This is a genomic window from Mycobacterium sp. SMC-19 (assembly GCF_045310815.1).
GTDB lineage: Bacteria > Actinomycetota > Actinomycetes > Mycobacteriales > Mycobacteriaceae > Mycobacterium.
Genome location: NZ_JBJIAM010000006.1, coordinates 279,560 through 300,746, shown reverse-complemented (window position 1 = coordinate 300,746; position 21,187 = coordinate 279,560). Strand labels below are relative to the sequence as shown.

Genomic DNA, 21,187 nt, shown 5'->3' with positions numbered 1-21,187 from the left:
CAGAGACAACCTGCGTGACCGGATTGTGCTGCGTCGGTGGCGGATTGGTTATGGCCAGCGATCAGCCGCCGAGACGGCTGTGCATCTCCCAGATGAGGATCTCCGACTGTGCGGATGCGGTAAGGCGTTGACCGCCGCCGCCGGTGCAGCGGACCGCGTCACCGGTGTGTAGCGCACCGGCGTCCTCCAGATCGACGTGGCCGGCCGCGACGAACAGATGGGTATACGGCGCATCGGGTAGCCCGACCTGGTCTCCGGGCTGCAGCCGCGCCACGTACAGCGTGGCACCCGCATTGCCGATGCTGATCGCGGCGTCGGGGGCACTGCCCGAGGCGACGGTGATGAGCCCACCGCCCGCCAGTGCCTCGCCGATGTCGTGCTGCTGATAGCCCGGCGTGCGCCCCGCTGTATCCGGCATGATCCACATCTGGATGAAATGCACCGGCTCGCTGGCGGATTCGTTCTTCTCCGAATGCAGAATGCCGGTGCCTGCCGACATCCGTTGCGCCAGGCCAGGATGAATGACGCCTGCGTTGCCGATCGAATCGTGGTGGCTCAACGCGCCGGACAGCACCCAGGTGACGATCTCCGCGTCGCGGTGCGGGTGGGTGTCAAAGCCAGCACCCGGCGCGACGACGTCATCGTTGTTGACCAGCAGCAGCCCGTGATGGGTGTTATCCGGGTCGTAGTAATCGTTGAACGAGAACGAATGCCGCGAGTTCAGCCACGGCGCATGGGTGGTCGCGCGGTCATCAGCCCGTCGTACATCAAGCAGGCTGGTCATGACTTCCAAGGTTAGCGCGCAATCCGGCCGGTGCCGGTAGTCTCACTGCAACCGCCGAGGCGATACGGAGGTAGCAGGCGATGTCCGTCGAAACCGGCGCGCGCTATGACGCCGGTATCGTCGCGTGAGCCGTCCAACGCTGCAGCATCTGCAGATCGCCGAGCTCATTTCCCACGCCGGCGGTGATCCGTGGGCGGTCGATGACAGTCTGCAGGCCGGCAGCCCCACCCAGATCAACTTCCTGGCCCAGGCATTCCACTCCGCCGCCGGCTCGGCGACAACGGCCGAGGAAACGTTTGTCACCGCCCAGCAGCACTTCGAGCAGTACAACAGGGAGAACGGCGAGCAACCGATCAACAACAGCGCCGAGGTGCAGCGGGTCAAGGACGGCCTGCACGCCACCAATCAGCAGCTCGGCCAGATCGCCGCGGACCTGGAGACCATCGCCGCGGCTTTGGCGCAGGCCCGCGCCGCCTCGCTGGCCAACATCACCGCGCTCAACGCTAACCTGATCGTCCTCGACGCCCGTATCGGGGTGTACCTGGAGCAGGAGAACCAGGGCTACGACCACGACGCGGACATCGCGCAGTGCCGCCAGCTGGCCGAGGACGACACCGCGACCGCGCTGCACAACGCCACGGTCATCCGCAACGGCTACTCCAAGACCCTGCAACAGGCCCTGACGAATCTGCGGGTACGGGACGGCTACGACCCTGACGTGACGGTGCGCAAGTTCGACGCGGACGCGCCGGCGCCGCCCCCGGGACCCGTGCCCGACGATCCCAAGCAGTTCAACGACTACTGGAACAGCCTGACTCCTGGACAGAAGGACTGGCTCTACAACGCCGACCACAACATCGGCAATCATCCGGGCATGCCCAGCGATCCGCCGGATCACTTGGGTTACGACCACTACAACAAGCTGCACCTGGCCGACGAACTCAGCCGGGCACAGGGCGCCGCAGCGCAGGCCGACGCATTGAAGAACCAGCATCCGGACTGGGCTGCCGGCAACAACATTCCGCGTCCCAATGAGCCGGGGGCGATTTTTGATGACCGTGTTGCCTACGAGAATTGGCAGCGTCAGTACGACGCGGCAAGGGAGGCGTCCAAGTATCTACCCGACCTGCGGGCTGTCGACTCGGTGCTGCGGGCCAGTCCGGATCGCAAACTGATGCTGCTGGACACTCAGAGCGGAACGCAGGCCCGCGCGGCCATCGCGGTCGGGGATCCAGACAAGGCGACCCACGTGTCGGTCACCACCCCTGGGCTCAACACCACGGTGCACGGGGGCATCGAAAGCATGGCGGAAGAGGCCACCAACGTCAGGCGGGAAGCACTGCGGCAATTGCGGTTCGAGCCGGGACACGAGAGCGATACCGTCTCGACGATCGCCTGGATCGGGTACGACCCCCCGCAGGTTCCCGGCTTCGACGACAAGACCGCATCGCTGGCCGGAATCTGGGGAGTCACGCACGACGACCTCGCCCGCTCCGGCGCGCACGATCTGGCTCGCTTCTACGACGGGATCCAGGCCTCGCACCTGGGCGGCCCCGCCGACCTGACCGCGATCGGGCACTCCTACGGATCGCTGACCACCGGACTGGCCCTGCAGGAGCCCGGCGATCACGGCGTGTCGCGGGCGCTGTTCTACGGGTCTCCTGGCATCGAGGCGTCCACGCCGGGGGACCTGCACCTGCAGCCCGGTCAGGTGTTCGCCATGGAAGCCCCCGACGACAAGATCCAATGGGTCTACGACGCCAGAGCGGTCGGCCAGGGCATTCCGATCCTCGGCACCTACCTCAACAACGAGCTCGGCGATTTCGGGCCCAACCCGGCCACCAACCCCGAATTCACCCGCTTGGAAACCGGTGCCGCGACAGTGCCCGACGGCCACGGTGGCACCATCACCCTGCAAGAGGCTCACGGACACAGTGACTACCCCCGCTTCCCCGACGGTGGAGGCCTTCGAACGACCAACTACAACATCGCCGCCGTCCTCGCGGGCCTGGGCGACAAGGCGGTTCAAGGAAATTGATGTTTCACCGAGTGTCCCCACCCCAGCCGCGACGATGCCTGCTCGCTGTCTTGGCCATCGCCGCACTCACCGCAGGATGTCACATGACGCAACCGTATGAACCCACTCCGCCCAGCGTCGCCGCCGAGGCCCTGGCCGTGCTCAAGTCGTTGCCGTCGTTTGAGGACACTCAAACTCAGGTAGCCGCCACGATGAATGAGATAACGGCCGCCGCAAAACAACTCATCCCGTCGATCGTCTGGGAGACCCTGGACGAGGGCGACGGCGGAAATTGCGAGCGGCCATACGAGCAAACCGACGGTAAGCGTTACTTCCTACCGGACGCGGTTGCCCGCGATGTCGCGGTGTCAGAGCAGGCCTGGGCCCAGCTTGAACGGACCGCCAAGGAGGCGGCCGCCAAGCTGGAGGCCACCGAGGTGCAGGTGATGCAGAACCAGCCGGGCAATCACGACGTCGGCTTCTACGGTCCCACCGGCCTTTTCATCAAGGTCGGCTACCGCGGCAACCTGGTGGTCTCCGGTTACACCGGTTGCCGGCTGCCGCGGGAGGCGAAGTAACCGCCTACCAGTCCGACTCGTCGTAGGTGATCACGCCGCGGATGTTCTTGCCGTCGACCATGTCCTGGTAGCCGGTGTTGATGTCCTCGAGCTTGTAAGTCGTGGTGATCATCTCGTCGATCTTGAGCAGCCCAGACTTGTACAGACCCACCAGCTTGGGCGTCTCGATGTGCGAGCTGCCGCCGCCGAAGATGTTGCCCTTCAACGTCTTCTGCAACATGGTGAACAAGAACAGGTTCAGCTTGACATCGGCGTCGACCATCGAGCCCATCCCGGTGACCACGCAGGTGCCGGTCTTGGCGGTCAGGATGAGCGCCTCTTCGATGTACTCGCCCTTCATGTCGCCGACGGCGATGATCACCTTGTCGGCCATCAGGCCCCAGGTCTCCTCCATGACCGGCATGATCGCCTCGGCCATCGACGGGTAGACGTGGGTGGCGCCGAACTTGACGGCCTGGTCGCGCTTGAAGGGCACCGGGTCGATCGCGATGACGCGGCGAGCACCGGAGAGCACCGCGCCCTGCAGGGCGCTCATGCCGATACCGCCCACACCGATGATGATCACGGTCTCGCCGGGCTTGACCTCGGCGACGTTGGTGGCCGAACCGAAACCGGTCGGCACCGCGCAGCCCATGATGGCCGCGGTCTCGAACGGCACGTCCTTGTCGATCTTGACCACGGAGTCCTGGTGCACGGTCATGTAGGGCGAGAAGGTGCCGAGCAGGTTCATCGCCGAGACCTCGTGGCTGCCGGCGTGGATCCGGTTGGTGCCGTCGGCGATGGCCTTGCCGCCCAGCAGTACCGCCCCGCGGTCACACAGCGAGCGGAAACCCTTCATACAGGGCGGACAGTTGCCGCAGGCCGGGATGAAGGCCATGACGACGTGGTCGCCCTCTTCCAGGCCGGTGACGCCCTTGCCGACCTTGGTGATGACGCCGGCGCCCTCGTGCCCGCCCAGCGCCGGCAGGGCCATCGGGGTGGCTCCGGTGGTCAGGTGGTAGTCGGAGTGGCACATCCCCGCGGCGTGCATCCGGACCTGGACTTCGCCTTCAACGGGGTCGCCCAGCTCGATCTCGTCGACCCGCCACGGCGAGTTCAGCTCCCACAACAATGCGCCCTTGGTCTTCATGACCGGCCATCATAGAACACGTTTCAGAAGTTGCCCCGACGGGTGCTCTTAGCTGGGAGAATGCTGTCCTATCCAGTCTTGTGGGGGATACCCACCGACAGGCCCCCGTCGATCACGATGTCGGCCCCGGTCATGTAGGAGGACTCGTCGGAGGCCAGGAAAACCACCGCGGTGGACACCTCCGCCGACTTGGCGCCCCGGCCCAGCGGAATCTGCAGCGAGTCATCGGGGATCGCGATCGTCATCCGGGTGCGGATCAGCCCGGGCAACACACTGTTGATCCGGATGTTGTGCGGCGCCAGCTCGACGGCGGCGGCCTTGGCCAGCCCGCGCACCCCCCACTTCGACGCAACATAGCCGTAGAGGCCAGCGGTGCCACGCATGCCTTCTACCGAGGAGATGTTGATGATGGAGCCGCCGCCGGCGGCCTTCATCGGCGCGACAGCGGCGTGCATGCCCAGCATGGTTCCGGTCAGGTTGACGTCGAGAACCTGCTGCCAGGCGGCGGCGTCGAAGTTCTCCAGGGTGTTGTATTTGGCGATCCCGGCGTTGTTGACCACGACGTTGAGGCTGCCGAAAGCATCGACCGCGGTCTGGGCGGCTGCCTGCCACTGCTCGGCCTGGGTGACGTCGAGGCGGACGAACCGGGCGGTGTCGGCCCCCAGCTCATCGGCGAGTTTGCTGCCCTCGTCCTCCAGGACGTCCGCGATCACGATCTTGGCGCCCTCGGCGGCCAGCGCCCGGGCGTGTGCCGCGCCCATTCCCCGCGCGCCGCCGCTGATCAGCGCAACTTTGCCCTCGACTCGTCCCATGGCTGGCGAGGTTACCTGGGCGGGCGCTTTGCCCGTTACGCTGCCCTGATGGCTGTGACCCGCACCGAGCGAACCTTCGATGGAGTGCGGGCGGTACCGATCGTCTACGACACCTGGACGCCGGACGTGCCGCCGCGTGCCGTGGTGGTGCTGTCCCACGGTTTCGGCGAGCATGCCCGTCGCTACGACCACGTCGCGCAGCGGTTCGCTGCGGCGGGGTTGGTGACTTATGCGCTGGACCACCGCGGACACGGGCGCTCGGGCGGCAAGCGAGTGCTGTGCCGCGACATCGCGGAATACACCGGTGACTTCCACACACTGGCGTCTATCGCTGCCCGCGAGCACCCAGGACTGCCACGCGTGGTGCTCGGGCACAGCATGGGCGGGGCGATCGTGTTCAGCTACGGCGTCGACCGCCCCGACGACTACCAGCTGATGGTGCTGTCCGGGCCCGCGGTGGCCATGACCGACACGGTGTCGCCAGGCTTGGCGTTCGTCGCCAAGGCGGTCGGGGCCATTGCGCCGAGCCTGCCGGTGGAGAAGCTCGACAGCGCCCTGGTCTCGCGTGACCCGGCAGTGGTGGTCGCCTACAACGAGGATCCCCTCGTGCACCACGGTCGGGTACCGGCCGGTGTCGCACGGGCGCTGATCAAGGTCGGCGAGACCATGCCGACGCGGGCGCAGGCACTGACGGTGCCGCTGCTGGTGGTACATGGGGCCGAAGACGGTCTGGTGCCCGCCGAGGGCAGCACGCGGCTGGTGCAGTGCGTCGGTTCGGACGACGTGCAGCTGACCGTGTACCCGGGGCTCTACCACGAGGTATTCAACGAACCAGAGCGCGCGCAGGTGCTCGACGACGTGGTGGGCTGGATCGACGCGCACCTGTGAGTTGCCGTCGGCGCGGTGTCGCCGGCGTCGGTTAGCGTGGCGGCCATGAGCGACGACAAGATGTTGGCGCGGATCGCCGCCCTGTTGCGCCAGGCCGAGGGCACCGACAACGCCCACGAAGCCGACGCATTCATGGCGGCGGCGCAACGGCTGGCCACTGCGACCTCTATCGACCTGGCGGTGGCTCGTGCGCACTCAGCCACCCGAACAGCGGCCACCGCGCCGGTGCAGCGCACCATCACCATCGGAGCGCCCGGTGCGCGGGGGTTGCGCACCTATGTGCAGCTGTTCGTCGGGATCGCCACCGCCAATGACGTGCGCTGCGACGTGGCGACCAATTCGACCTATGTGTACGCCTACGGCTTCGCCGAGGACATCGACGCCACCCACGCCCTCTACGCCAGCCTGGTCGTTCAGATGGTCCGGGCCTCGGACACGTATATCGCCACCGGCGAGCACCGCCCGACCCCGACCATCACCGCTCGGCTGAACTTCCACCTGGCGTTCGGCGCCCGGGTCGGCCAGCGGCTGGCCGAGGCCCGCGATGAGACCCGACGCGATGCCGAGAAGGATCGGAGCCGGGCGCCGGGGACCGCGATCGCGTTGCGCAACAAGGAGGTCGAGCTGCGCGACTTCTACCGCGGTACGTCGAAGGCGCGGGGCACCTGGCGGGCCACCCGGGCGTCGGCGGGGTATTCATCTGCGGCGCGTCGGGCCGGGGATCGGGCTGGGCGCAAAGCCCGGCTGGGCGACAGCGCTGAGCTGTCGGTGGCGCGGTCCGCGCTGGAGCGGTGAGCGGCAACGCTTCAGAGCGCGATGGTCAGCGCGCCAAGGTCTACGCCGCGGAGGTCTTCGTCCGCACCTTGTTCGACCGCGCCGCCGAGACCGGCAGGCGCAATCTGGAGTTCTTCGGCGCCGAGCTGACCTTGCCGCCCGAGGCCCGCTTCGGTTCGGTGGCCGCCGTGGGGCGCTACGTCGATGACGTCATGGCACTGTCGACGGTGCGCGTTCGGTGGCCGGATGCTTCCGGGTTGGCCGTGCGCGCGCGCCGCGGCGCCACGGCAGCGCACTACGAAAAGATCGGTGCGGCAGGCGTTATCGCCGTGCCGGATCAACGCGGCGTGGACTGGGCGTTGCGAGAACTGGTGGTGCTGCATGAGATTGCGCACCATCTGTGTGATGCTCGGCCGCCGCACGGCCCCGAGTTCGTCGCGACGTTCTGTGAGCTGGCCGAAATGGTGATGGGCCCGGAGTTGGGATATGTGCTGCGGGTGGTGTTCGCCAAAGAGGGTGTGCGGTGACGTGCGCTCCGGTGCGGTGTCGGTCATGATCTGACGATGGCGAGTAGCGCGGGTGCGCCGTGAGTCGTCCGAGCCTGCAGTATCTGGGGCCCGGCGACCTGGCCGCTGCCGCGGGCGGTGATCCGTGGGCCGTTGACGACGGCGTGCAGGCCGGCAGCCCCGCCCAGCAGCACTTCGAGCAGTACAACCGCGAGAACGGTCAGCAGCCGATCAACAACGGCGCCGAGGTGCAGCGGGTCAAGGACGGCCTGCGCGCCACCAACCAGCAGCTCGGCCAGATCGCGGCCGACTTGGAGACCATCGCCGCCGCCCTGGCCCAGGCTCGGCAGCGCTGCGATGAGCAGATCGAGGCGCTCAATGCGAATCTGCGGGACTACGACGAGTATCTGGCTGACTACAACGCCCACTACTTGGCGTATACGTTGCACGGCGACGACATCGATGGCCTGATCGAAAAGTGTTGGGACGGTGCGATAACCGACACACGGACTGTCCTGTCAAACGTCACGCGCATCCGCGGCGGCTATGCCAAGGTGCTGCAGTCTGCGCTGACGAACCTGCGGGTCAAGGACGGCTACGAGCCCGATGTCGTGGTGCGCAGCTTCGAGGCCGGTCGCGACGTGCCGGCACCGGTGAACCCCGGCGATGTGGAGAGTTTCAAGGTCTTAGCCCAGGAGGTCCTGGCCAACGACGGTGTTCCGCCGGATCAGATCGGAGCGCGCATCAACGCGGCGGTGCTGCAGGCCCAACAGCCGCTATCGCGCTACGGTGCCCCCGAATCGCAGCGGCAGGCGCCGCTGGGGTTCGGTGATGCATTCGGGGACCGTTGGCGAACCACCGAAGAAGTCGTCAAGAACCTGCTCGGGCAGGGCGGCCCAGGCGCCCCCGGCGTCCTGGAATCGTGGGGTGGCCTGGCGAAGGGGCTCGGTGACTCCTTCCTCAACCCGGTCGGCGCGGGTGTCGCCCAAGTCAAAGACGCCCTGAACGCGCCCAGTCCCGCCTACTTCCTGGACGAGAAGGCTTTCGATGTCAGTGCCGCCGCCGTCACGCTTCCTTTCGGGGCGGAGGGGGCGTCGATTCGGGCCGGGCTCGGTGAGATCGGCCGCGGCGTACTCGACACAGGCCCGGTGGTTTCGTCATACGCAGATGTCGGATTCGACGTTCCCGCCACCTACCATCCGTGGGCGGAATACTCGGCGATGGATCTCAACTACGCGAGTAGGCACGGAGGGCCGACAGCCGGCTTCAGCGAGGAAGTCGCTGACATGTCCACCCACTATGTGGGCGACAACCCAGACCGGGTCGTCCTGGGTAAGTTCGACGGCCAAGAGGGCGGCTACATCGGCGAAGCCCGGGGACATGGTGGCATCTACTTCGATACCGGTGACCGAACCTGGGATGCGCTGACCAACGGATTTGGCGATACGCAGCAGCGAGGCGTGGCAAGTAAACAAACAGTTTCTCCGCGCTCAGATGGAAGAGGGTGTGCCGCGGATTGAATACGTAATTCCTGAGGGCTATACAAGCGTTGAGCAACTGGCAGTGGAGGACAGGTTGTCGTACTCCGCTGCTGAGATCAATTTTCTGAAAGAAAATGCCGCTCAATATGACTATCAACAATACGGAAATGTGTGGCTGTACGGAGGAGGCGGCTGACCATGAAACCAATGGATCTGGACCAGTTCCTCGGCCGCACGCTTTCCGGCGCCGGTTTAGAGATGGACGAAGTGCTGGACGACCTCATATATGCTGATCGCGGGGCATGGGCGATTTTCTACCGAGGGCCTGACTGCAAGTTGCAGCTCTATTGGTCTGCGCGAAATGGTGGCTTGAACTTCATGCTAGCGCCGCTTGACGCACCGAATGAGTTCGGTTTATCGAACCAATCGAGGGCGTGGCAGTCCATACTTCGTCTCAGCGATGCGCACGATCAGTTGAAGACCCCCGGAATGAGTGCTGACGATAACGAGATTATGGCGTGGTTGAAGGATATTTTTGAAATACACTTTGGGCCGGCGCGTGCAGCCTTATTGGCAGAGGAGCGTCCTCGCTAGTCCCTGCGCGGTCACTTGCAAGGACGCCTGACTGTTGGTATGTCGGGCAACGCGCCGTCGACGATTTCTGTCGAGAAGGCGCGCGTTCCGGCGACTAGTTAGGTATTCGGTTTTTCACTGGGCGCACCAAGGGTGTCAGGGCAAAGTTTCTCCTGTGCCGCCTGAGCAATCTCCCAATAAAAAAGCGGAAAAGCGTTGAGGATCGGGCTAAGCGACGCCTTCGGTTCCATCTGCTCAAGGGTCATGCCCTCTCTGAGGCCACGACAAGTCCCCAATCCTCCAGCAAGAGTGCTGTTGTCATCCGCACGCCCAAGGAAGCCGTACTGACTTGGTACGCCAAGCTCGTGAACCCGGTCGAGGAATGATTGATTACGGTCGAGGAGTGATTGGTCATCAGCACTGGCAATTGGTGCCGCTGCGATGCTTGCCGCGAGAGCGGCGATGAGTAGCTTCATCCCGACCTCTCCTTTTCTTGTGGTCGTGGTTTGAGGATGTGACGCGTTGGCGGGTTCACCCATCGATTTCGCTCATAATAGCGCCCCGTGGAGTGGCGGACTTTGGATCTAGCTAGGGTCAGTGAGTGACGAATTCCTTCCCGGTGCTTGAAGCCACAGGACCAGGGGCGTATCTGGGAGAAGATGAATTCGTCCAGTGCAACGGGTCGCCTGTCCGGAACCTTGCTCGGGAATTACGGCGGCCTGTGGTCGATGATTTTTCGTTCGCCCAGGCCGCGTTCGAGTGGGTGCGAGACGAGGTCGCTCACTCCTACGACGTTGCAGACCCCCGGGTGACGTTGACCGCCAGTGAAGTTCTCGAGCATCGCGTCGGACTCTGCTACGCCAAATCACACTTGCTGGCGGCACTGCTCCGAGCAGAAGGCATCCCAGCCGGTCTCTGCTATCAGCGTCTGGTGCACGGCGACAGCTACGTTCTCCACGGACTTGTCGCGGTCTATCTCGACGGAGCCTGGCATCGCCAGGACGCGCGCGGCAACAAGGACGGTGTTGACGCGCAGTTCTCCCTCGGCTCGGAACGACTCGCGTGGCCCGTTGACACCGCTCTCGGTGAGATCGACTACCCGCAGGTCTTTGTCTCCCCCGCGCGGTGTGTCATTGACGCTTTGCGTGACGCGACCGACGTCCTTGCACTGTGCGATGCGGGCCTGCCGAATGCGCTCGGTGCCGAAGCCTGCTAAACGGCCCCCGGGTGGTGTAAACCAAGAAGAGGCGCTGGTGACGCACAACGGTCGAGGTTGTGCGTCACCGGCGCCGTCTGTCGTCAGCTGCTGACGGGTACCAGTTCGTCGCCGCAGGTGCAGCGGTAGCTCACGTTCGCACCGGAGCAGTGGCACGCAGTCTCGATACGCACCCGGCATCCACAGCCGTCGTGGCCGCATGTCAGTACGGTCCCATCCTCGTAGTTCGCCATGTGTCACACCTTCCTCTGTGATCCCCAGCGGGTGCCGGGTTCCCTGACTATATACCCCATAGGGGTATGGGGTAAAGAAAATTCGGGAGCCAGAACCGCGATCGCGGGCTAGCCTGGGTTAAGTGACTGAAAAGCCCACGCCCCGCGAAATCGATGCCCTGCTGGACAACCTGTACGCCGGAGAGGATCCGGCGCTGACGGCGGCGCTGGCCGCCAGCGACGAGGCCGGACTGCCGCCGATCGCGGTCTCGGTACAACAGGGCAAGTTTCTGAATCTGCTGGCGACCGCAGCCCGTGCCAGCCGCATCTTGGAGATCGGCACACTGGGCGGCTACAGCACCATCTGGCTGGCGCGCGCCGTCGGGGCTACCGGCTCGGTGGTGACGCTGGAGTACGAGCCCAAGCATGCCGAGGTCGCTCGCGCCAACCTGGACCGCGCCGGCGTCGGTGATCGGGTGCAGATTCTGGTGGGTGCCGCACTGGAGACCCTGCCGACGCTGACCGGCGAGCCGTTCGACATGGTGTTCATCGACGCCGACAAGGAGAACAACGTCGGCTACCTGAATTGGGCTGTGCAGCTGAGTCGTCCCGGCTCGGTGATCGTGGTGGACAACGTGATCCGCGAGGGCGCGATCCTGGAGCCGCGCTCGGATGACGCGACGGCGCGCGGTAGCCGGGACGTGTTGGAGCTGATGGGCAAACATCCGCGGTTGCGGGCCGCAGCGCTGCAGACAGTCGGGGCCAAGGGCTGGGACGGCTTCGCCCTGGCCATCGTCGACTAGCAGTGGCCGACCGCCGTTTTGCTGGCTAATTTTTCGTTGCTGGCAAACCGTGTCCGGGCGTAATCTTTCATCAGATGGATGGGTGCAGCTGGCACCAAACCGCCTGTTAAATAACAGAAAGGTTACGAAATGAGTACAGTCCATTCATCAATCGATCACCACCCTGATCTGTTAGCTCTGCGTGCACGGTACGAGCGCGCCGCCGAGTCGATGACTGCGCAGGGAACCTTCGGATTGACGCTGCTTGCGGCCGTCTACGGGGCCGTATCCCCGTGGATTGTCGGATTCGACGCGAGCACCCGGCTGGCCGTCAACAACCTGGTCGTGGGACTCTGCGTCGCATTCTTGGCGTGCGGGATGGCGGCGGCGCTGGACCGCATGCACGGCCTGGCGTGGACCCTGCCGGTCTTCGGCGTGTGGTTCATGGCATCGCCCTGGATCCTGCTGCACGGATCACCGAGCACCGAGATGATCTGGTCCAACGTGATCACCGGTGCGGTGTTGACGATCCTCGGCCTTAACGCCGCGTACTTCGGTATGCGGGCGCGGGGTGAGTCAGCCCGGCACGCCTGATCACCCGATCGCGAAGAGTCCCCCGCGGGCTGGTGGGCCCACCGACCGCCGAAGGCTAGCCGCAGACCGCGCCGATGGCGGCGGAGCCCACCAGCTTGCGATACTTGGCCAGGACGCCGGTGGTGTAACGCGGCGGCGGCGGGGTGAAACCCTGGGCGCGCGTGGCGAATTCGTCCGGATCCGCCACCACGTCCAGGGTCGCGTTGGCCACGTCGAGGCGGATCTTGTCGCCGTCACGCAGGAACGCGACCGGCCCGCCGTCCACCGCCTCGGGGGCGATGTGGCCGACGCACAGGCCGGTGGTGCCGCCGGAGAACCGGCCGTCGGTCAGCAGCAGGACGTCCTTGCCGAGGCCGGCGCCCTTGATCGCGCCGGTGATCGCCAGCATCTCCCGCATCCCGGGTCCGCCCTTGGGGCCCTCGTAGCGGATCACCACGGCGTCGCCGGCGCTGATCGTGCCGTCTTCCAAAGCGTCCAAAGCGGCCCGCTCGCCGTCGAAAACCCGTGCGGTGCCCTCGAACACGTCGGTGTCGAAGCCCGCGGACTTGACCACCGCGCCCTCCGGCGCCAGCGAGCCACGCAGAATGGTGATGCCACCGGTCGGGTGGATGGGGTTGGTCAGCGCGTGCAACACCTTGCCGTCGACGACCGGGGGGTTGAGCTCGGCGATGTTCTCCGCCATCGTCTTTCCGGTGACGGTCAGGCAGTCGCCGTGCAGCAGACCGGCTTCCAGCAACGTCTTCAACATGACCGGCACCCCGCCGATCTTGTCGATGTCGTACATGACGTGCGCCCCGAACGGCTTGACGTCGGCAAGGTGCGGCACCTTGGCGCCCACCCGAGAGAAGTCGGCCAGGGTCAGATCCACCTCGGCTTCGCGGGCGATAGCCAGCAGGTGCAGCACCGCGTTGGTCGACCCGCCGAACGCCATCACCACCGCGATCGCGTTCTCGAACGCCTCTTTCGTCAAGATGTCACGAGCGGTGATACCCCGGCGCAGCAACTCCACCACGGCCTGGCCGCTGGCGCGCGCATACCCGTCACGGCGCCGGTCGATCGCCGGCGGGGAGGCGCTGCCCGGCAGTGACATGCCCAGCGCCTCAGCCGCACTGGCCATGGTGTTGGCGGTGTACATGCCGCCGCAGGCGCCCTCTCCGGGGCAGATCGACCGCTCGATGATGTCGACGTCCTCACGAGACATCAGTCCGCGCGAACAGGCGCCGACCGCCTCGAACGCGTCGATGATCGTCACTTCGCGCTCGGTGCCGTCGGACAGCTGGGCGTAGCCCGGCATGGTGGAGCCCGCGTAGAGGAAGACCGAGGCCAGGTCCAGGCGTGCCGCAGCCATCAGCATCCCGGGCAGCGACTTGTCGCAGCCGGCCAGCAGCACCGAGCCGTCGAGTCGCTCGGCGCACATCACGGTCTCGACGCTGTCGGCGATGACCTCGCGGGAGACCAGGGAGAAGTGCATGCCCTCATGGCCCATCGAGATGCCGTCGGAGACCGAGATGGTGCCGAATTCCAGCGGGTAGCCGCTGGCCTCCAGAACGCCCTCTTTGGCGGCTTTGGCCAACCGGTCCAGCGACAGGTTGCAGGGCGTAATCTCGTTCCACGAGGAGGCCACACCGATCTGGGGCTTGGCGAAGTCGTCGTCGCCCATGCCGACGGCGCGCAACATGCCGCGGGCGGCGGTCTTCTCCAGGCCGTCGGTGACGTCACGACTGCGCGGTTTGATGTCGACGGACGCCCCGGCGGCGTCGGTGCTCCCAGAATTCACCAGCTCAGTATGCCGCTAGGGTCGGACCGGGCAAAACGAATAAATACCCCGCGGGGGTATGCGCTAAAGTGGGCGCATGAGAACGCTCCTGACCGTCGTCGTCGCGGCCGGTGTCGGCATGGCCGCCGGCGGGTGCCATCACGCGCCCACGCCGGCGCCCGAGACGTCGACCAGTTCGGCGGGAATGGCCATCGGCAGTCCGGCGGACGTGACGTTTCTGGAGGACATGGTGATCCACCACCAGCAGGGCTTGGAGCTGGCGGCTCTGGCGCCCGGCCAGAGCGCGAACCCTGCGCTGGTGGCGTTCGCCGACCAAAGTGCAACCCAGCAGCGCACGGAGCTACAGGGATGCCAGGCGCAACTGTTGCAGTGGGAGGTCCCCGGCGGTCATTCCGGCCGGGACCACGCCGCTGAGATTCCCGGCATGGTGGACCAGGCCACCATCGACAAGCTGCGCGGTCTGCGTGGACAGGCGTTCGACACGTTGTGGCTGCAGTCGATGATCGCCCACCACCGTGGCGCTATCGCGATGGCGCAGAACGAAATCGAACACGGCGAGAGTCCTGAGGCCATCAGCATCGCGCATTCGCTCGTGCCGTTTCAGCAAGCCGAGATCAACCAGATGAACCAACTGTTGGGGGCGCCATGACCACCGAAGCTCCGGGATACTCCCCGCGCAAAGACAACTACGCCAAGCGGTTGCGCCGCATCGAGGGCCAAGTGCGTGGCATCGCCAAGATGATCGAGGACGACAAGTACTGCATCGACGTCCTCACCCAGATCAGCGCGGTCAACAGTGCGCTGCGGTCAGTGGCACTGAACCTGCTCGACGAGCACCTGGCGCACTGCGTCAGCGGGGCCGTTGCGGCCGGCGGCGCGGAGGGCGACGCGAAACTCACCGAAGCTTCTGCCGCAATCGCGCGGTTGGTTCGTTCCTGACCCCTGCGCCGCTACCATGTGACCCAGCAGTTACCGGGAGCGCCATGCGGCACACACCACTCGACGCTGCCCCCAACACATGACTGTCGAAACCGGAAATGCCCGATTGAGGCCGTGGACGCCACAGACCACGGCACGGTTGGCGATCCTGTCCGCGGCGGCGTTCATCTACGCCACTGCCGAGATCCTGCCGGTGGGTGCGCTGCCCGCCATCTCGGCCGGCCTGGGCGTGAGCGAGGCGCTGGTCGGGACCTTGCTGGCCTGGTACGCGGTGGTGGCAGCGGCGACCACGCTTCCGCTGGTGCGCTGGACCGCATTCTGGCCGCGCCGCCGGGTGCTGCTGCTGACCCTGGTCTGCCTGACCGCCTCGCAGGTGATCTCGGCGCTAGCGCCGAACTTCGCCGTGCTGGCCGGCGGGCGGGCGCTGTGCGCCGTCACGCACGGCCTGATGTGGTCGGTGCTGGCGCCCATCGCCACCCGACTCGTGCCACCCAGCCATTCGGGCCGCGCGACGACGGCGATCTACGTCGGCACCAGCCTGGCGCTGGTGGTCGGTATCCCGCTGACCTCGGCGATGAGTCTGCTGTGGGGTTGGCGGCTGGCCGTAGTGGTGATCACGGTGGCGGCGGCGGCCATCACCCTGGCAGCCCGACTTGCGCTGCCGGCCCTGGTGCTCAGCACCGACCAACTGGCGCTGGTCGGCAACCATCACCACCGCAACGGGCGGCTGGTGGCGGTGAGCACGCTGATGTTGATCGCCGTCACCGGGCACTTCATCTCCTACACCTTCATCGTGGTGATCATCGGTGACGTGGTCGGTGTCCCAGGGGCGCGGCTGGCCTGGTTGCTGGCCGCGTTCGGTGCTGCCGGGCTGATCGCGATGCCACTGTTGGCGCGACCGGTGGACCACCGGCCCAAATTGGTCACCGGCGGCTGCATGGCTGCGATGTCGGCGGCGTTCGTCGTCCTGGCGGCGCTGTCGATCGGGGGGCATCACACCACCGGCACCACGGTGGCGGGGGCGGCCGCGATCGTGCTGTGGGGGGCGATGGCGATGGCAGTCTCGCCGATGCTGCAGTCGGCGGCGATGCGCACCGCACCCGACGACCCCGACGGTGCGTCGGGGCTGTACGTGACGGCGTTTCAGGTTGGCATCACCGGCGGCTCGCTGGCCGGCGGGCTGTTGTTCGAGCGGGCCGGGACCTCGGCCATGTTGGCGGCGTCGGCGGTGCTGGTCGGCATCGCCGCAGTCGGCATCGTGGCCAGCAAGCGCCTGTTCATCGTTCCCTGACGGTCCTGGCTCGGTAACGTTCGCCACTTCGCTGACAGCCAAAGCCGCTGTTCAGAAACCTCCTTTCCGTCGTTGTGTGCGGAATTCCATCCGCCGTCGGAGTTAGCTGGCAACCGTCCTGTGAGACACTGGGATCAAGATCGTGACCGGAGGTAGGTAGATGTCGGGATGGAAGCTCGCGCAACTCGGCGCGTGGCTCAGCACCGCTGGCTTGGCCGCGAGTCTCACGCTCGGTTGCGGATCAGCACTGGCCGACCCGCCCCAGCAGCCCGGCGACCCGGCCGCAGCGGATGCCGGCCCGGCCGATCCAGCCGCGCCGCCGCCCCCGCCGGAGTTCCCGCCGCCCCCGCCTGAGCTGCCGCCTCCGCCGCCGCCGGGCGACCCGATGGCGTTCCCGCCGCCGCCACCACCCGAGCTCGCGCCCGGCCTACCCGCCGCGCCCGAGGGGGTCCCCCCGGGTCCAGACCCGCAGGCGGTTCCGGCAGGGTCGGCGGACCCGTCGGCCCCGGCGCAGCCCGGTGCGGTGCCGGCCGCCGCCACCGGGCCGGTCGTCGGGCAGAATCCGGAGCCGTTCACCGGCACGGCGCCGTTCCTGCCGCCGTCCTTCAACCCGGTCAACGGCTCGATGGTGGGTGTCGCCAAGCCGATCATCATCGACTTCCAGCGGCCGATCGCCGACAAGGCGATGGCCGAGCAGGCCATCCACATCTCGTCGAACCCGCCGGTGTCCGGCAAGTTCTACTGGATGACGCCTAGCCAGGTGCGATGGCGTCCGCTGAACTTCTGGCCCGCCCACACCGTCGTCAACATCGACGCGGGTGGCACCAAGTCGAGCTTCCGCACCGGGGACTCCCTGGTGGCCACCGCCGATGACAAGACGCACCAGATGACGATCACCCGAGACGGCAAGGTGGAGAAGACCTTCCCGATGTCGATGGGGATGAGCGCCGGGGGACACGAGACCCCCAACGGCACCTATTACGTGCTGGAGAAGTTCCCCACGGTGGTGATGGATTCCTCCACCTACGGGGTTCCGGTGAACTCCAGTTGGGGATACAAGCTGACCGTGCAGGATGCGGTCCGGATCGACAACAGCGGCGGGTTCGTGCACAGTGCGCCGTGGTCAGTGGCCGATCAGGGCAAGCGCAACGTCAGCCACGGCTGCATCAACCTCAGCCCGGCCAACGCCAAGTGGTTCTACGAGAACTTCGGCAGCGGCGATCCCGTCGTGGTGAAGAACTCCGTCGGTACCTACACCAAAAACGACGGCTCCCAAGACTGGCAGATGTAGGGGGCGCGCCCTCAACCACTGCTCGTACCGGGCACTCGGCGGCGATCAGCTCCAGATGCGCACCCGCGAAGCGGGATCCAGGTAGAGCGCATCGTCGGGCGTGACGCCGAAGGCGTCATAGTAGGCGTCCATGTTGCGGATCACCCCGTTGCAGCGGAACTCCGGCGGCGAATGCGGATCCACCGCCAGGCGCCGGATCGCCTCGGCATCACGGGATTTCGTGCGCCACACCTGCGCCCAGCCGAAGAAAACGCGCTGGGTACCGGTCAAGCCGTCGATCACCGGGGCCTCGGCGCCGGCCAGTGACAACTGGTACGCGAGCAGAGCTATGGAAAGCCCGCCGAGATCGCCGATGTTCTCCCCGACGGTGAACGCGCCGTTCACGTGGCGGTCGCCATCCAGTTCACGCGGCACATAGTTCTCGTATTGGGCGATCAACGCGCTTGTGCGGGAACCGAATTCGGCGCGGTCGGCGTCGGTCCACCAGTCGATCAGGTTGCCGTCGCCGTCGTACTTGGCGCCCTGATCGTCGAAGCCGTGCCCGATCTCGTGGCCGATCACCGCGCCGATACCGCCGTAGTTAGCAGCGTCGTCGGCATCGGCGTCGAAGAACGGCGGTTGCAGGATCGCGGCGGGGAAGACGATCTCGTTCATCCCCGGGTTGTAGTAGGCGTTGACGGTCTGCGGTGTCATGAACCATTCGTCGCGGTCCACCGGCTGGCCCAACTTGGCCAGTTCGCGGTCGTAGTTGACCGCATAGCCACGCAGGTAATTGCCGTACAGGTCCGTTGGGTCGGTGACCAGCGCGGAGTAGTCCCGCCAGGAGGTGGGGTAGCCGACCTTGGCGGTGAACTTGTCCAGCTTGGCCAGGGCCCGCTCGCGCGTTTCCGGGGTCATCCAGTCCAGGTTGGTGATGCTCGCCCGGTAGGCCTCGCGAAGGTTTCCCACCAGCTCGTCGATGCGCGCCTTGGCGTCCGGCGGGAAATGCCGTGCCACGTAAAGCTTTCCGACGGCATCGCCCATCAGGGACTCAACCACGGACACGCCGCGCTTCCAGCGGTCCCGGATCTGCTCGGTGCCCGAGAGTCGCCGTCCGTAGAACTCGAAGTCCTCGGCGACCAGCTCCTCGGTCAGGAGACCTGCGCGAGCATGAATGACGCGCCACCGTGCCCAGTCCTGCCAGTCGGCAAAGTCCGCGCTCTCCCACAGTGCGGCGAACGCTGTCAGGAAGTCCGGTTGGCGCACCACCAGCTCGTCGAGTCCGGCTGAGGCGCCGGGGTGCACGCCAAGAGCGTCCACCCAGCCGGCCCAGTCAAAGCCGGGCGCCTCGGCCGGCAGCCCGGCGAAGGTGCGCAGGTTGTACGTCAACTCGGCATCGCGCCGCTTCACCACGTCCCAGTGCGCGGCCGCCAATCGGGTCTCCAGCGCCACGATGCGTGCCGCGGTCCCGGCGTGGTCGTCCGGTTCGCCGCCGTAGGTCAGAGCAAACATCGCCGCGATGTGTCCGGGGTAAGCGGCCAGGATCTCGGCGTGCTGTTCCTCGCGGAAGTAGGACTCGTCAGGCAATCCGATGCCCGACTGGCTCAGGTGCAGCAGGTAGCGGGTCGAGTCCTTCGAGTCGGTGTCCACATAGAGTCCGACGCCGCCGCCAACCCCGGCGCGCTGACCTGCGCCCAGCACCCGCGCCAGGGCCTCGCGGTCACCGGCGTTGTCGATCGCGGACAGCTCGCGGCGCAGCGGCTCCACACCGCGCTGGCGGACGGCCTGCTCGTCCAAGAAGCTGGCGTAGAGGTCGCCGATCCGGTGCTCGTCGGTGCCGGCCGCATCCGCACTCGCCGCGGCCGAATCGCCGGCCTCGGTGAGCAGGTCGCGGACCTGGATCTCGGCCCGGTCGAACAGAGCGCGGAAGGCGCCGTCGGTGGCACGGTCCGGTGGCATCTCGTAACCGTCGAGCCAGCGGCCGTTGACGTGACCGAACAGATCGTCCTGCGGTCTCACGCCACTATCTATATAGGTGAGATCAAGGCCGGATCGGGTGGCTGATGAGGTCACCGTCCCATCCTTCCACGGCGAACCGTAAAGCTCTCCTGTAGCGTCACCGCCATGCCTGACGAGGAACAACCCGACGTCTCCAATGAGCTGGACGACGGAATCATCGAACCCGGCGCCGACACTGCTGAGAGCGCCGCGGACCAGGACGCCGACGCTGTAGAGAAGGTCGGCAAGAAGGCCCCGGCGAAAGCCGCCAAGAAGACCACCCACGGCAAGCCCGCTCCGGCGGCCTCAGGCGGCGGCCTGTCCGGCTACGGGTGGGGGTCGGTGGTCCTCGGCTTGGTCGCAGTGGCCGCATTGGTCTTCAGCCTGATCACCTTGAAGGTGCACTACGACGACGTCAACGAGCGCGGTTACCGCAGCCGGGTCTTGCAGACCGCGGCCAGCTGGACCAGCGTGCTGATCAACTTGAACGCCGAGAACGTCGAGAAGGGCATGGCGCGGCTGCGGGACAAGACTGTCGGCGAACTCAACAGCGAGTTCGACGCGGCCCTGGCGCCCTACCGTGACGTGGTGCAGCGGATCCAGTCGCGCAGTAGCGGCCGGATCGAAGCCGTCGCCATCGAGCTGGAGCACCACGACCTCGACGAGCCGGCCGCGACCGGCAGTGACAAGCCGTCGAACCCCGGCCGCACCGACCCGGTGATGGTGATCGCCACCTCCGTCGCCGAGAACGTCGGCGGCAGACCGCAGACTGTGCACTGGGCTCTGCACCTCGACGTCACCGACGTCGCCGGCAATCTGATGATCTCCCGATTGAGGTCGATTCGATGAGCAAGCTGGAACTTCTGAAATCGCGGACGCTGTGGCGGGTATTGGCCGTCGACATCGCCGCGCCGCTGGCCGCGATCGGTGGCCTGATGCTGGTCGGGCTGCCGCTGGACTGGCCGGTCTGGTACGTGTCGCTCTGCTCGGTGCTGGTGCTGCTGATCGTCGAGGGCATGGTGGTCAACTTCGTGCTGCTGCGCCGCGATGCGGTCACGGTCGGCACCGACAACGAACGGCCCGGCCTGCGCTTCGGGGTCGTCGGCCTGGCCGCGGCGGCGCTGGTGGCCGCGGCCGTGCTCGGGTACCTGCGCTGGACGGTTCCCGACCGCGACCTGGAGGCGGACTCGGGCGAGGCGGTCAAGACCGCCGTCGCCATGGCCGAGGCTGCGGCCACGGTCTCGCCGGCCAACCCTGACGCATCGATCGAGAAGGCTGCGACCTACATGGTCCCGGACCGGGTCAACGCGTTCCGGGAGAGCATCGGCCGGACCGCCACCGAGATGGCCAACCGCAACATCGCGGTCGAGGCGCAGACGCTCAGTGCCGGTGTCGAGGCGCTCGGGCCGTCGGCCGCGCGGGTCGCGGTCGTGATGCGCAGCGTCCAGACGGTGGCGAACCAGCAGGTCAAGCAGTCGGTAGTGCCGGTGCGGGTGACGCTGACCAAGCGTGGCGGTCAGTGGCTGGTGCTGGAGATGTCACCGATCCACGCCCGCTGACGCGCGG

Annotated in this window: 23 protein-coding genes; 16 read left to right on the top strand and 7 right to left on the bottom strand. The window is 66.4% G+C overall.

What is annotated here, in order from left to right; all coding sequences use genetic code 11:
• Positions 1 to 61 precede the first annotated feature (61 nt).
• Positions 62 to 784 (bottom strand): pirin family protein, encoded by a 723-nt coding sequence (locus ACJH5R_RS15835; protein ID WP_406758893.1) that lies wholly within the window; start codon positions 782 to 784, stop codon positions 62 to 64.
• 124 nt (positions 785 to 908) lie between these two features.
• On the opposite strand from ACJH5R_RS15835, the gene ACJH5R_RS15830 reads away from it, so the two are divergent.
• Together ACJH5R_RS15830 and ACJH5R_RS15825 are read left to right on the top strand one after the other, a co-directional pair.
• Positions 909 to 2,822: an alpha/beta hydrolase gene (locus tag ACJH5R_RS15830; protein WP_406758894.1), complete on the top strand. Its 1,914-nt coding sequence runs from the start codon at positions 909 to 911 to the stop codon at positions 2,820 to 2,822.
• Positions 2,823 to 2,905: 83 nt separating this feature from the next.
• The gene (locus tag ACJH5R_RS15825; RefSeq protein ID WP_406758895.1) at positions 2,906 to 3,379 is read left to right on the top strand and encodes an LppA family lipoprotein; all 474 of its coding nucleotides are present in this window, start codon (positions 2,906 to 2,908) and stop codon (positions 3,377 to 3,379) included.
• Positions 3,380 to 3,383: 4 nt separating this feature from the next.
• Here ACJH5R_RS15825 and ACJH5R_RS15820 read toward each other — a convergent pair whose 3' ends face one another.
• Together ACJH5R_RS15820 and ACJH5R_RS15815 are read right to left on the bottom strand one after the other, a co-directional pair.
• Positions 3,384 to 4,508, bottom strand: a complete 1,125-nt coding sequence (locus ACJH5R_RS15820) for an NDMA-dependent alcohol dehydrogenase (protein WP_067968924.1) — start codon at positions 4,506 to 4,508, stop codon at positions 3,384 to 3,386.
• A gap of 68 nt (positions 4,509 to 4,576) precedes the next feature.
• Positions 4,577 to 5,320: a glucose 1-dehydrogenase gene (locus ACJH5R_RS15815; RefSeq protein ID WP_406758896.1), complete on the bottom strand. Its 744-nt coding sequence runs from the start codon at positions 5,318 to 5,320 to the stop codon at positions 4,577 to 4,579.
• A 48-nt stretch (positions 5,321 to 5,368) separates the two neighbouring features.
• Between ACJH5R_RS15815 and ACJH5R_RS15810 the strand changes: the two genes are divergently transcribed.
• From ACJH5R_RS15810 to ACJH5R_RS15790, 5 genes are all read left to right on the top strand, one after another.
• Entirely contained in the window at positions 5,369 to 6,208 is an 840-nt protein-coding gene (locus ACJH5R_RS15810) for an alpha/beta hydrolase (RefSeq protein WP_406758897.1), read from the top strand.
• 45 nt (positions 6,209 to 6,253) lie between these two features.
• On the top strand, positions 6,254 to 7,003 hold the full coding sequence (locus ACJH5R_RS15805; RefSeq protein WP_406758898.1) for a DUF2786 domain-containing protein: 750 nt from the start codon (positions 6,254 to 6,256) through the stop codon (positions 7,001 to 7,003).
• Positions 7,000 to 7,509 carry a TIGR04338 family metallohydrolase gene (locus ACJH5R_RS15800; RefSeq protein ID WP_406758899.1) on the top strand — a complete coding sequence of 170 codons (510 nt, stop codon included), beginning with the start codon at positions 7,000 to 7,002 and terminating at the stop codon, positions 7,507 to 7,509. The genes ACJH5R_RS15805 and ACJH5R_RS15800 overlap by 4 nt, the downstream gene beginning before the upstream one ends.
• A 59-nt stretch (positions 7,510 to 7,568) precedes the next feature.
• Complete coding sequence (locus tag ACJH5R_RS15795; RefSeq protein WP_406782327.1) at positions 7,569 to 9,008, top strand: hypothetical protein; 1,440 nt, start codon at positions 7,569 to 7,571, stop codon at positions 9,006 to 9,008.
• 168 nt (positions 9,009 to 9,176) lie between these two features.
• Entirely contained in the window at positions 9,177 to 9,563 is a 387-nt protein-coding gene (locus tag ACJH5R_RS15790) for a hypothetical protein (protein ID WP_406782326.1), read from the top strand.
• 98 nt (positions 9,564 to 9,661) lie between these two features.
• Here the strand turns inward: ACJH5R_RS15790 and ACJH5R_RS15785 are convergent, their stop codons facing one another.
• Positions 9,662 to 10,018 (bottom strand): DUF732 domain-containing protein, encoded by a 357-nt coding sequence (locus tag ACJH5R_RS15785; protein ID WP_406782325.1) that lies wholly within the window; start codon positions 10,016 to 10,018, stop codon positions 9,662 to 9,664.
• Positions 10,019 to 10,143: 125 nt separating this feature from the next.
• Between ACJH5R_RS15785 and ACJH5R_RS15780 the strand changes: the two genes are divergently transcribed.
• Positions 10,144 to 10,758 (top strand): transglutaminase family protein, encoded by a 615-nt coding sequence (locus ACJH5R_RS15780; protein ID WP_406782324.1) that lies wholly within the window; start codon positions 10,144 to 10,146, stop codon positions 10,756 to 10,758.
• Positions 10,759 to 10,841: 83 nt separating this feature from the next.
• Here ACJH5R_RS15780 and ACJH5R_RS15775 read toward each other — a convergent pair whose 3' ends face one another.
• Positions 10,842 to 10,991 carry a metallothionein gene (locus ACJH5R_RS15775; protein WP_125079112.1) on the bottom strand — a complete coding sequence of 50 codons (150 nt, stop codon included), beginning with the start codon at positions 10,989 to 10,991 and terminating at the stop codon, positions 10,842 to 10,844.
• Between the two features lie 122 nt (positions 10,992 to 11,113).
• On the opposite strand from ACJH5R_RS15775, the gene ACJH5R_RS15770 reads away from it, so the two are divergent.
• Together ACJH5R_RS15770 and ACJH5R_RS15765 are read left to right on the top strand one after the other, a co-directional pair.
• Positions 11,114 to 11,773, top strand: coding sequence for an O-methyltransferase (locus tag ACJH5R_RS15770; protein WP_406782323.1), 660 nt, complete (start codon positions 11,114 to 11,116; stop codon positions 11,771 to 11,773).
• Positions 11,774 to 11,902: 129 nt separating this feature from the next.
• Positions 11,903 to 12,346, top strand: coding sequence for an SPW repeat protein (locus ACJH5R_RS15765; protein WP_406758906.1), 444 nt, complete (start codon positions 11,903 to 11,905; stop codon positions 12,344 to 12,346).
• A gap of 55 nt (positions 12,347 to 12,401) precedes the next feature.
• On the opposite strand, the gene ilvD is transcribed toward ACJH5R_RS15765, so the two are convergent.
• Positions 12,402 to 14,126, bottom strand: a complete 1,725-nt coding sequence (ilvD, locus tag ACJH5R_RS15760; RefSeq protein ID WP_406782345.1) for a dihydroxy-acid dehydratase — start codon at positions 14,124 to 14,126, stop codon at positions 12,402 to 12,404.
• A gap of 73 nt (positions 14,127 to 14,199) precedes the next feature.
• On the opposite strand from ilvD, the gene ACJH5R_RS15755 reads away from it, so the two are divergent.
• The 4 genes from ACJH5R_RS15755 to ACJH5R_RS15740 all read left to right on the top strand — a co-directional run bounded on the left by ACJH5R_RS15755 (position 14,200) and on the right by ACJH5R_RS15740 (position 17,644).
• Positions 14,200 to 14,772 (top strand): DUF305 domain-containing protein, encoded by a 573-nt coding sequence (locus ACJH5R_RS15755; protein WP_406782322.1) that lies wholly within the window; start codon positions 14,200 to 14,202, stop codon positions 14,770 to 14,772.
• Positions 14,769 to 15,062 carry a metal-sensitive transcriptional regulator gene (locus tag ACJH5R_RS15750; protein ID WP_406758909.1) on the top strand — a complete coding sequence of 98 codons (294 nt, stop codon included), beginning with the start codon at positions 14,769 to 14,771 and terminating at the stop codon, positions 15,060 to 15,062. Before ACJH5R_RS15755 ends, ACJH5R_RS15750 begins: the two co-directional genes overlap by 4 nt.
• Before the next feature lie 79 nt (positions 15,063 to 15,141).
• Positions 15,142 to 16,353, top strand: coding sequence for an MFS transporter (locus ACJH5R_RS15745; RefSeq protein ID WP_406782321.1), 1,212 nt, complete (start codon positions 15,142 to 15,144; stop codon positions 16,351 to 16,353).
• Between the two features lie 160 nt (positions 16,354 to 16,513).
• On the top strand, positions 16,514 to 17,644 hold the full coding sequence (locus ACJH5R_RS15740; RefSeq protein ID WP_406758911.1) for a L,D-transpeptidase family protein: 1,131 nt from the start codon (positions 16,514 to 16,516) through the stop codon (positions 17,642 to 17,644).
• Between the two features lie 45 nt (positions 17,645 to 17,689).
• On the opposite strand, the gene ACJH5R_RS15735 is transcribed toward ACJH5R_RS15740, so the two are convergent.
• The gene (locus ACJH5R_RS15735) at positions 17,690 to 19,696 is read right to left on the bottom strand and encodes a M13 family metallopeptidase (RefSeq protein WP_406758912.1); all 2,007 of its coding nucleotides are present in this window, start codon (positions 19,694 to 19,696) and stop codon (positions 17,690 to 17,692) included.
• A 51-nt stretch (positions 19,697 to 19,747) separates the two neighbouring features.
• Here ACJH5R_RS15735 and ACJH5R_RS15730 point away from each other — a divergent pair, with 51 nt between their 5' ends.
• Together ACJH5R_RS15730 and ACJH5R_RS15725 are read left to right on the top strand one after the other, a co-directional pair.
• The gene (locus ACJH5R_RS15730) at positions 19,748 to 20,470 is read left to right on the top strand and encodes a hypothetical protein (RefSeq protein ID WP_406758913.1); all 723 of its coding nucleotides are present in this window, start codon (positions 19,748 to 19,750) and stop codon (positions 20,468 to 20,470) included.
• Positions 20,467 to 21,180 carry a hypothetical protein gene (locus ACJH5R_RS15725; RefSeq protein WP_406758914.1) on the top strand — a complete coding sequence of 238 codons (714 nt, stop codon included), beginning with the start codon at positions 20,467 to 20,469 and terminating at the stop codon, positions 21,178 to 21,180. Before ACJH5R_RS15730 ends, ACJH5R_RS15725 begins: the two co-directional genes overlap by 4 nt.
• Positions 21,181 to 21,187: the final 7 nt, after the last annotated feature.

Coding starts and splice junctions, on each gene's coding strand:
- ACJH5R_RS15835 (WP_406758893.1), bottom strand. CDS start 784: ATGACCAGCCTGCTTGATGTACGACGGGCTGATGACCGCGCGACCACC.
- ACJH5R_RS15825 (WP_406758895.1), top strand. CDS start 2,906: ATGACGCAACCGTATGAACCCACTCCGCCCAGCGTCGCCGCCGAGGCC.
- ACJH5R_RS15820 (WP_067968924.1), bottom strand. CDS start 4,508: ATGAAGACCAAGGGCGCATTGTTGTGGGAGCTGAACTCGCCGTGGCGG.
- ACJH5R_RS15815 (WP_406758896.1), bottom strand. CDS start 5,320: ATGGGACGAGTCGAGGGCAAAGTTGCGCTGATCAGCGGCGGCGCGCGG.
- ACJH5R_RS15810 (WP_406758897.1), top strand. CDS start 5,369: ATGGCTGTGACCCGCACCGAGCGAACCTTCGATGGAGTGCGGGCGGTA.
- ACJH5R_RS15805 (WP_406758898.1), top strand. CDS start 6,254: ATGAGCGACGACAAGATGTTGGCGCGGATCGCCGCCCTGTTGCGCCAG.
- ACJH5R_RS15790 (WP_406782326.1), top strand. CDS start 9,177: ATGGATCTGGACCAGTTCCTCGGCCGCACGCTTTCCGGCGCCGGTTTA.
- ACJH5R_RS15785 (WP_406782325.1), bottom strand. CDS start 10,018: ATGAAGCTACTCATCGCCGCTCTCGCGGCAAGCATCGCAGCGGCACCA.
- ACJH5R_RS15775 (WP_125079112.1), bottom strand. CDS start 10,991: ATGGCGAACTACGAGGATGGGACCGTACTGACATGCGGCCACGACGGC.
- ACJH5R_RS15765 (WP_406758906.1), top strand. CDS start 11,903: ATGAGTACAGTCCATTCATCAATCGATCACCACCCTGATCTGTTAGCT.
- ACJH5R_RS15755 (WP_406782322.1), top strand. CDS start 14,200: ATGAGAACGCTCCTGACCGTCGTCGTCGCGGCCGGTGTCGGCATGGCC.
- ACJH5R_RS15750 (WP_406758909.1), top strand. CDS start 14,769: ATGACCACCGAAGCTCCGGGATACTCCCCGCGCAAAGACAACTACGCC.
- ACJH5R_RS15745 (WP_406782321.1), top strand. CDS start 15,142: ATGACTGTCGAAACCGGAAATGCCCGATTGAGGCCGTGGACGCCACAG.
- ACJH5R_RS15740 (WP_406758911.1), top strand. CDS start 16,514: ATGTCGGGATGGAAGCTCGCGCAACTCGGCGCGTGGCTCAGCACCGCT.
- ACJH5R_RS15730 (WP_406758913.1), top strand. CDS start 19,748: ATGCCTGACGAGGAACAACCCGACGTCTCCAATGAGCTGGACGACGGA.
- ACJH5R_RS15725 (WP_406758914.1), top strand. CDS start 20,467: ATGAGCAAGCTGGAACTTCTGAAATCGCGGACGCTGTGGCGGGTATTG.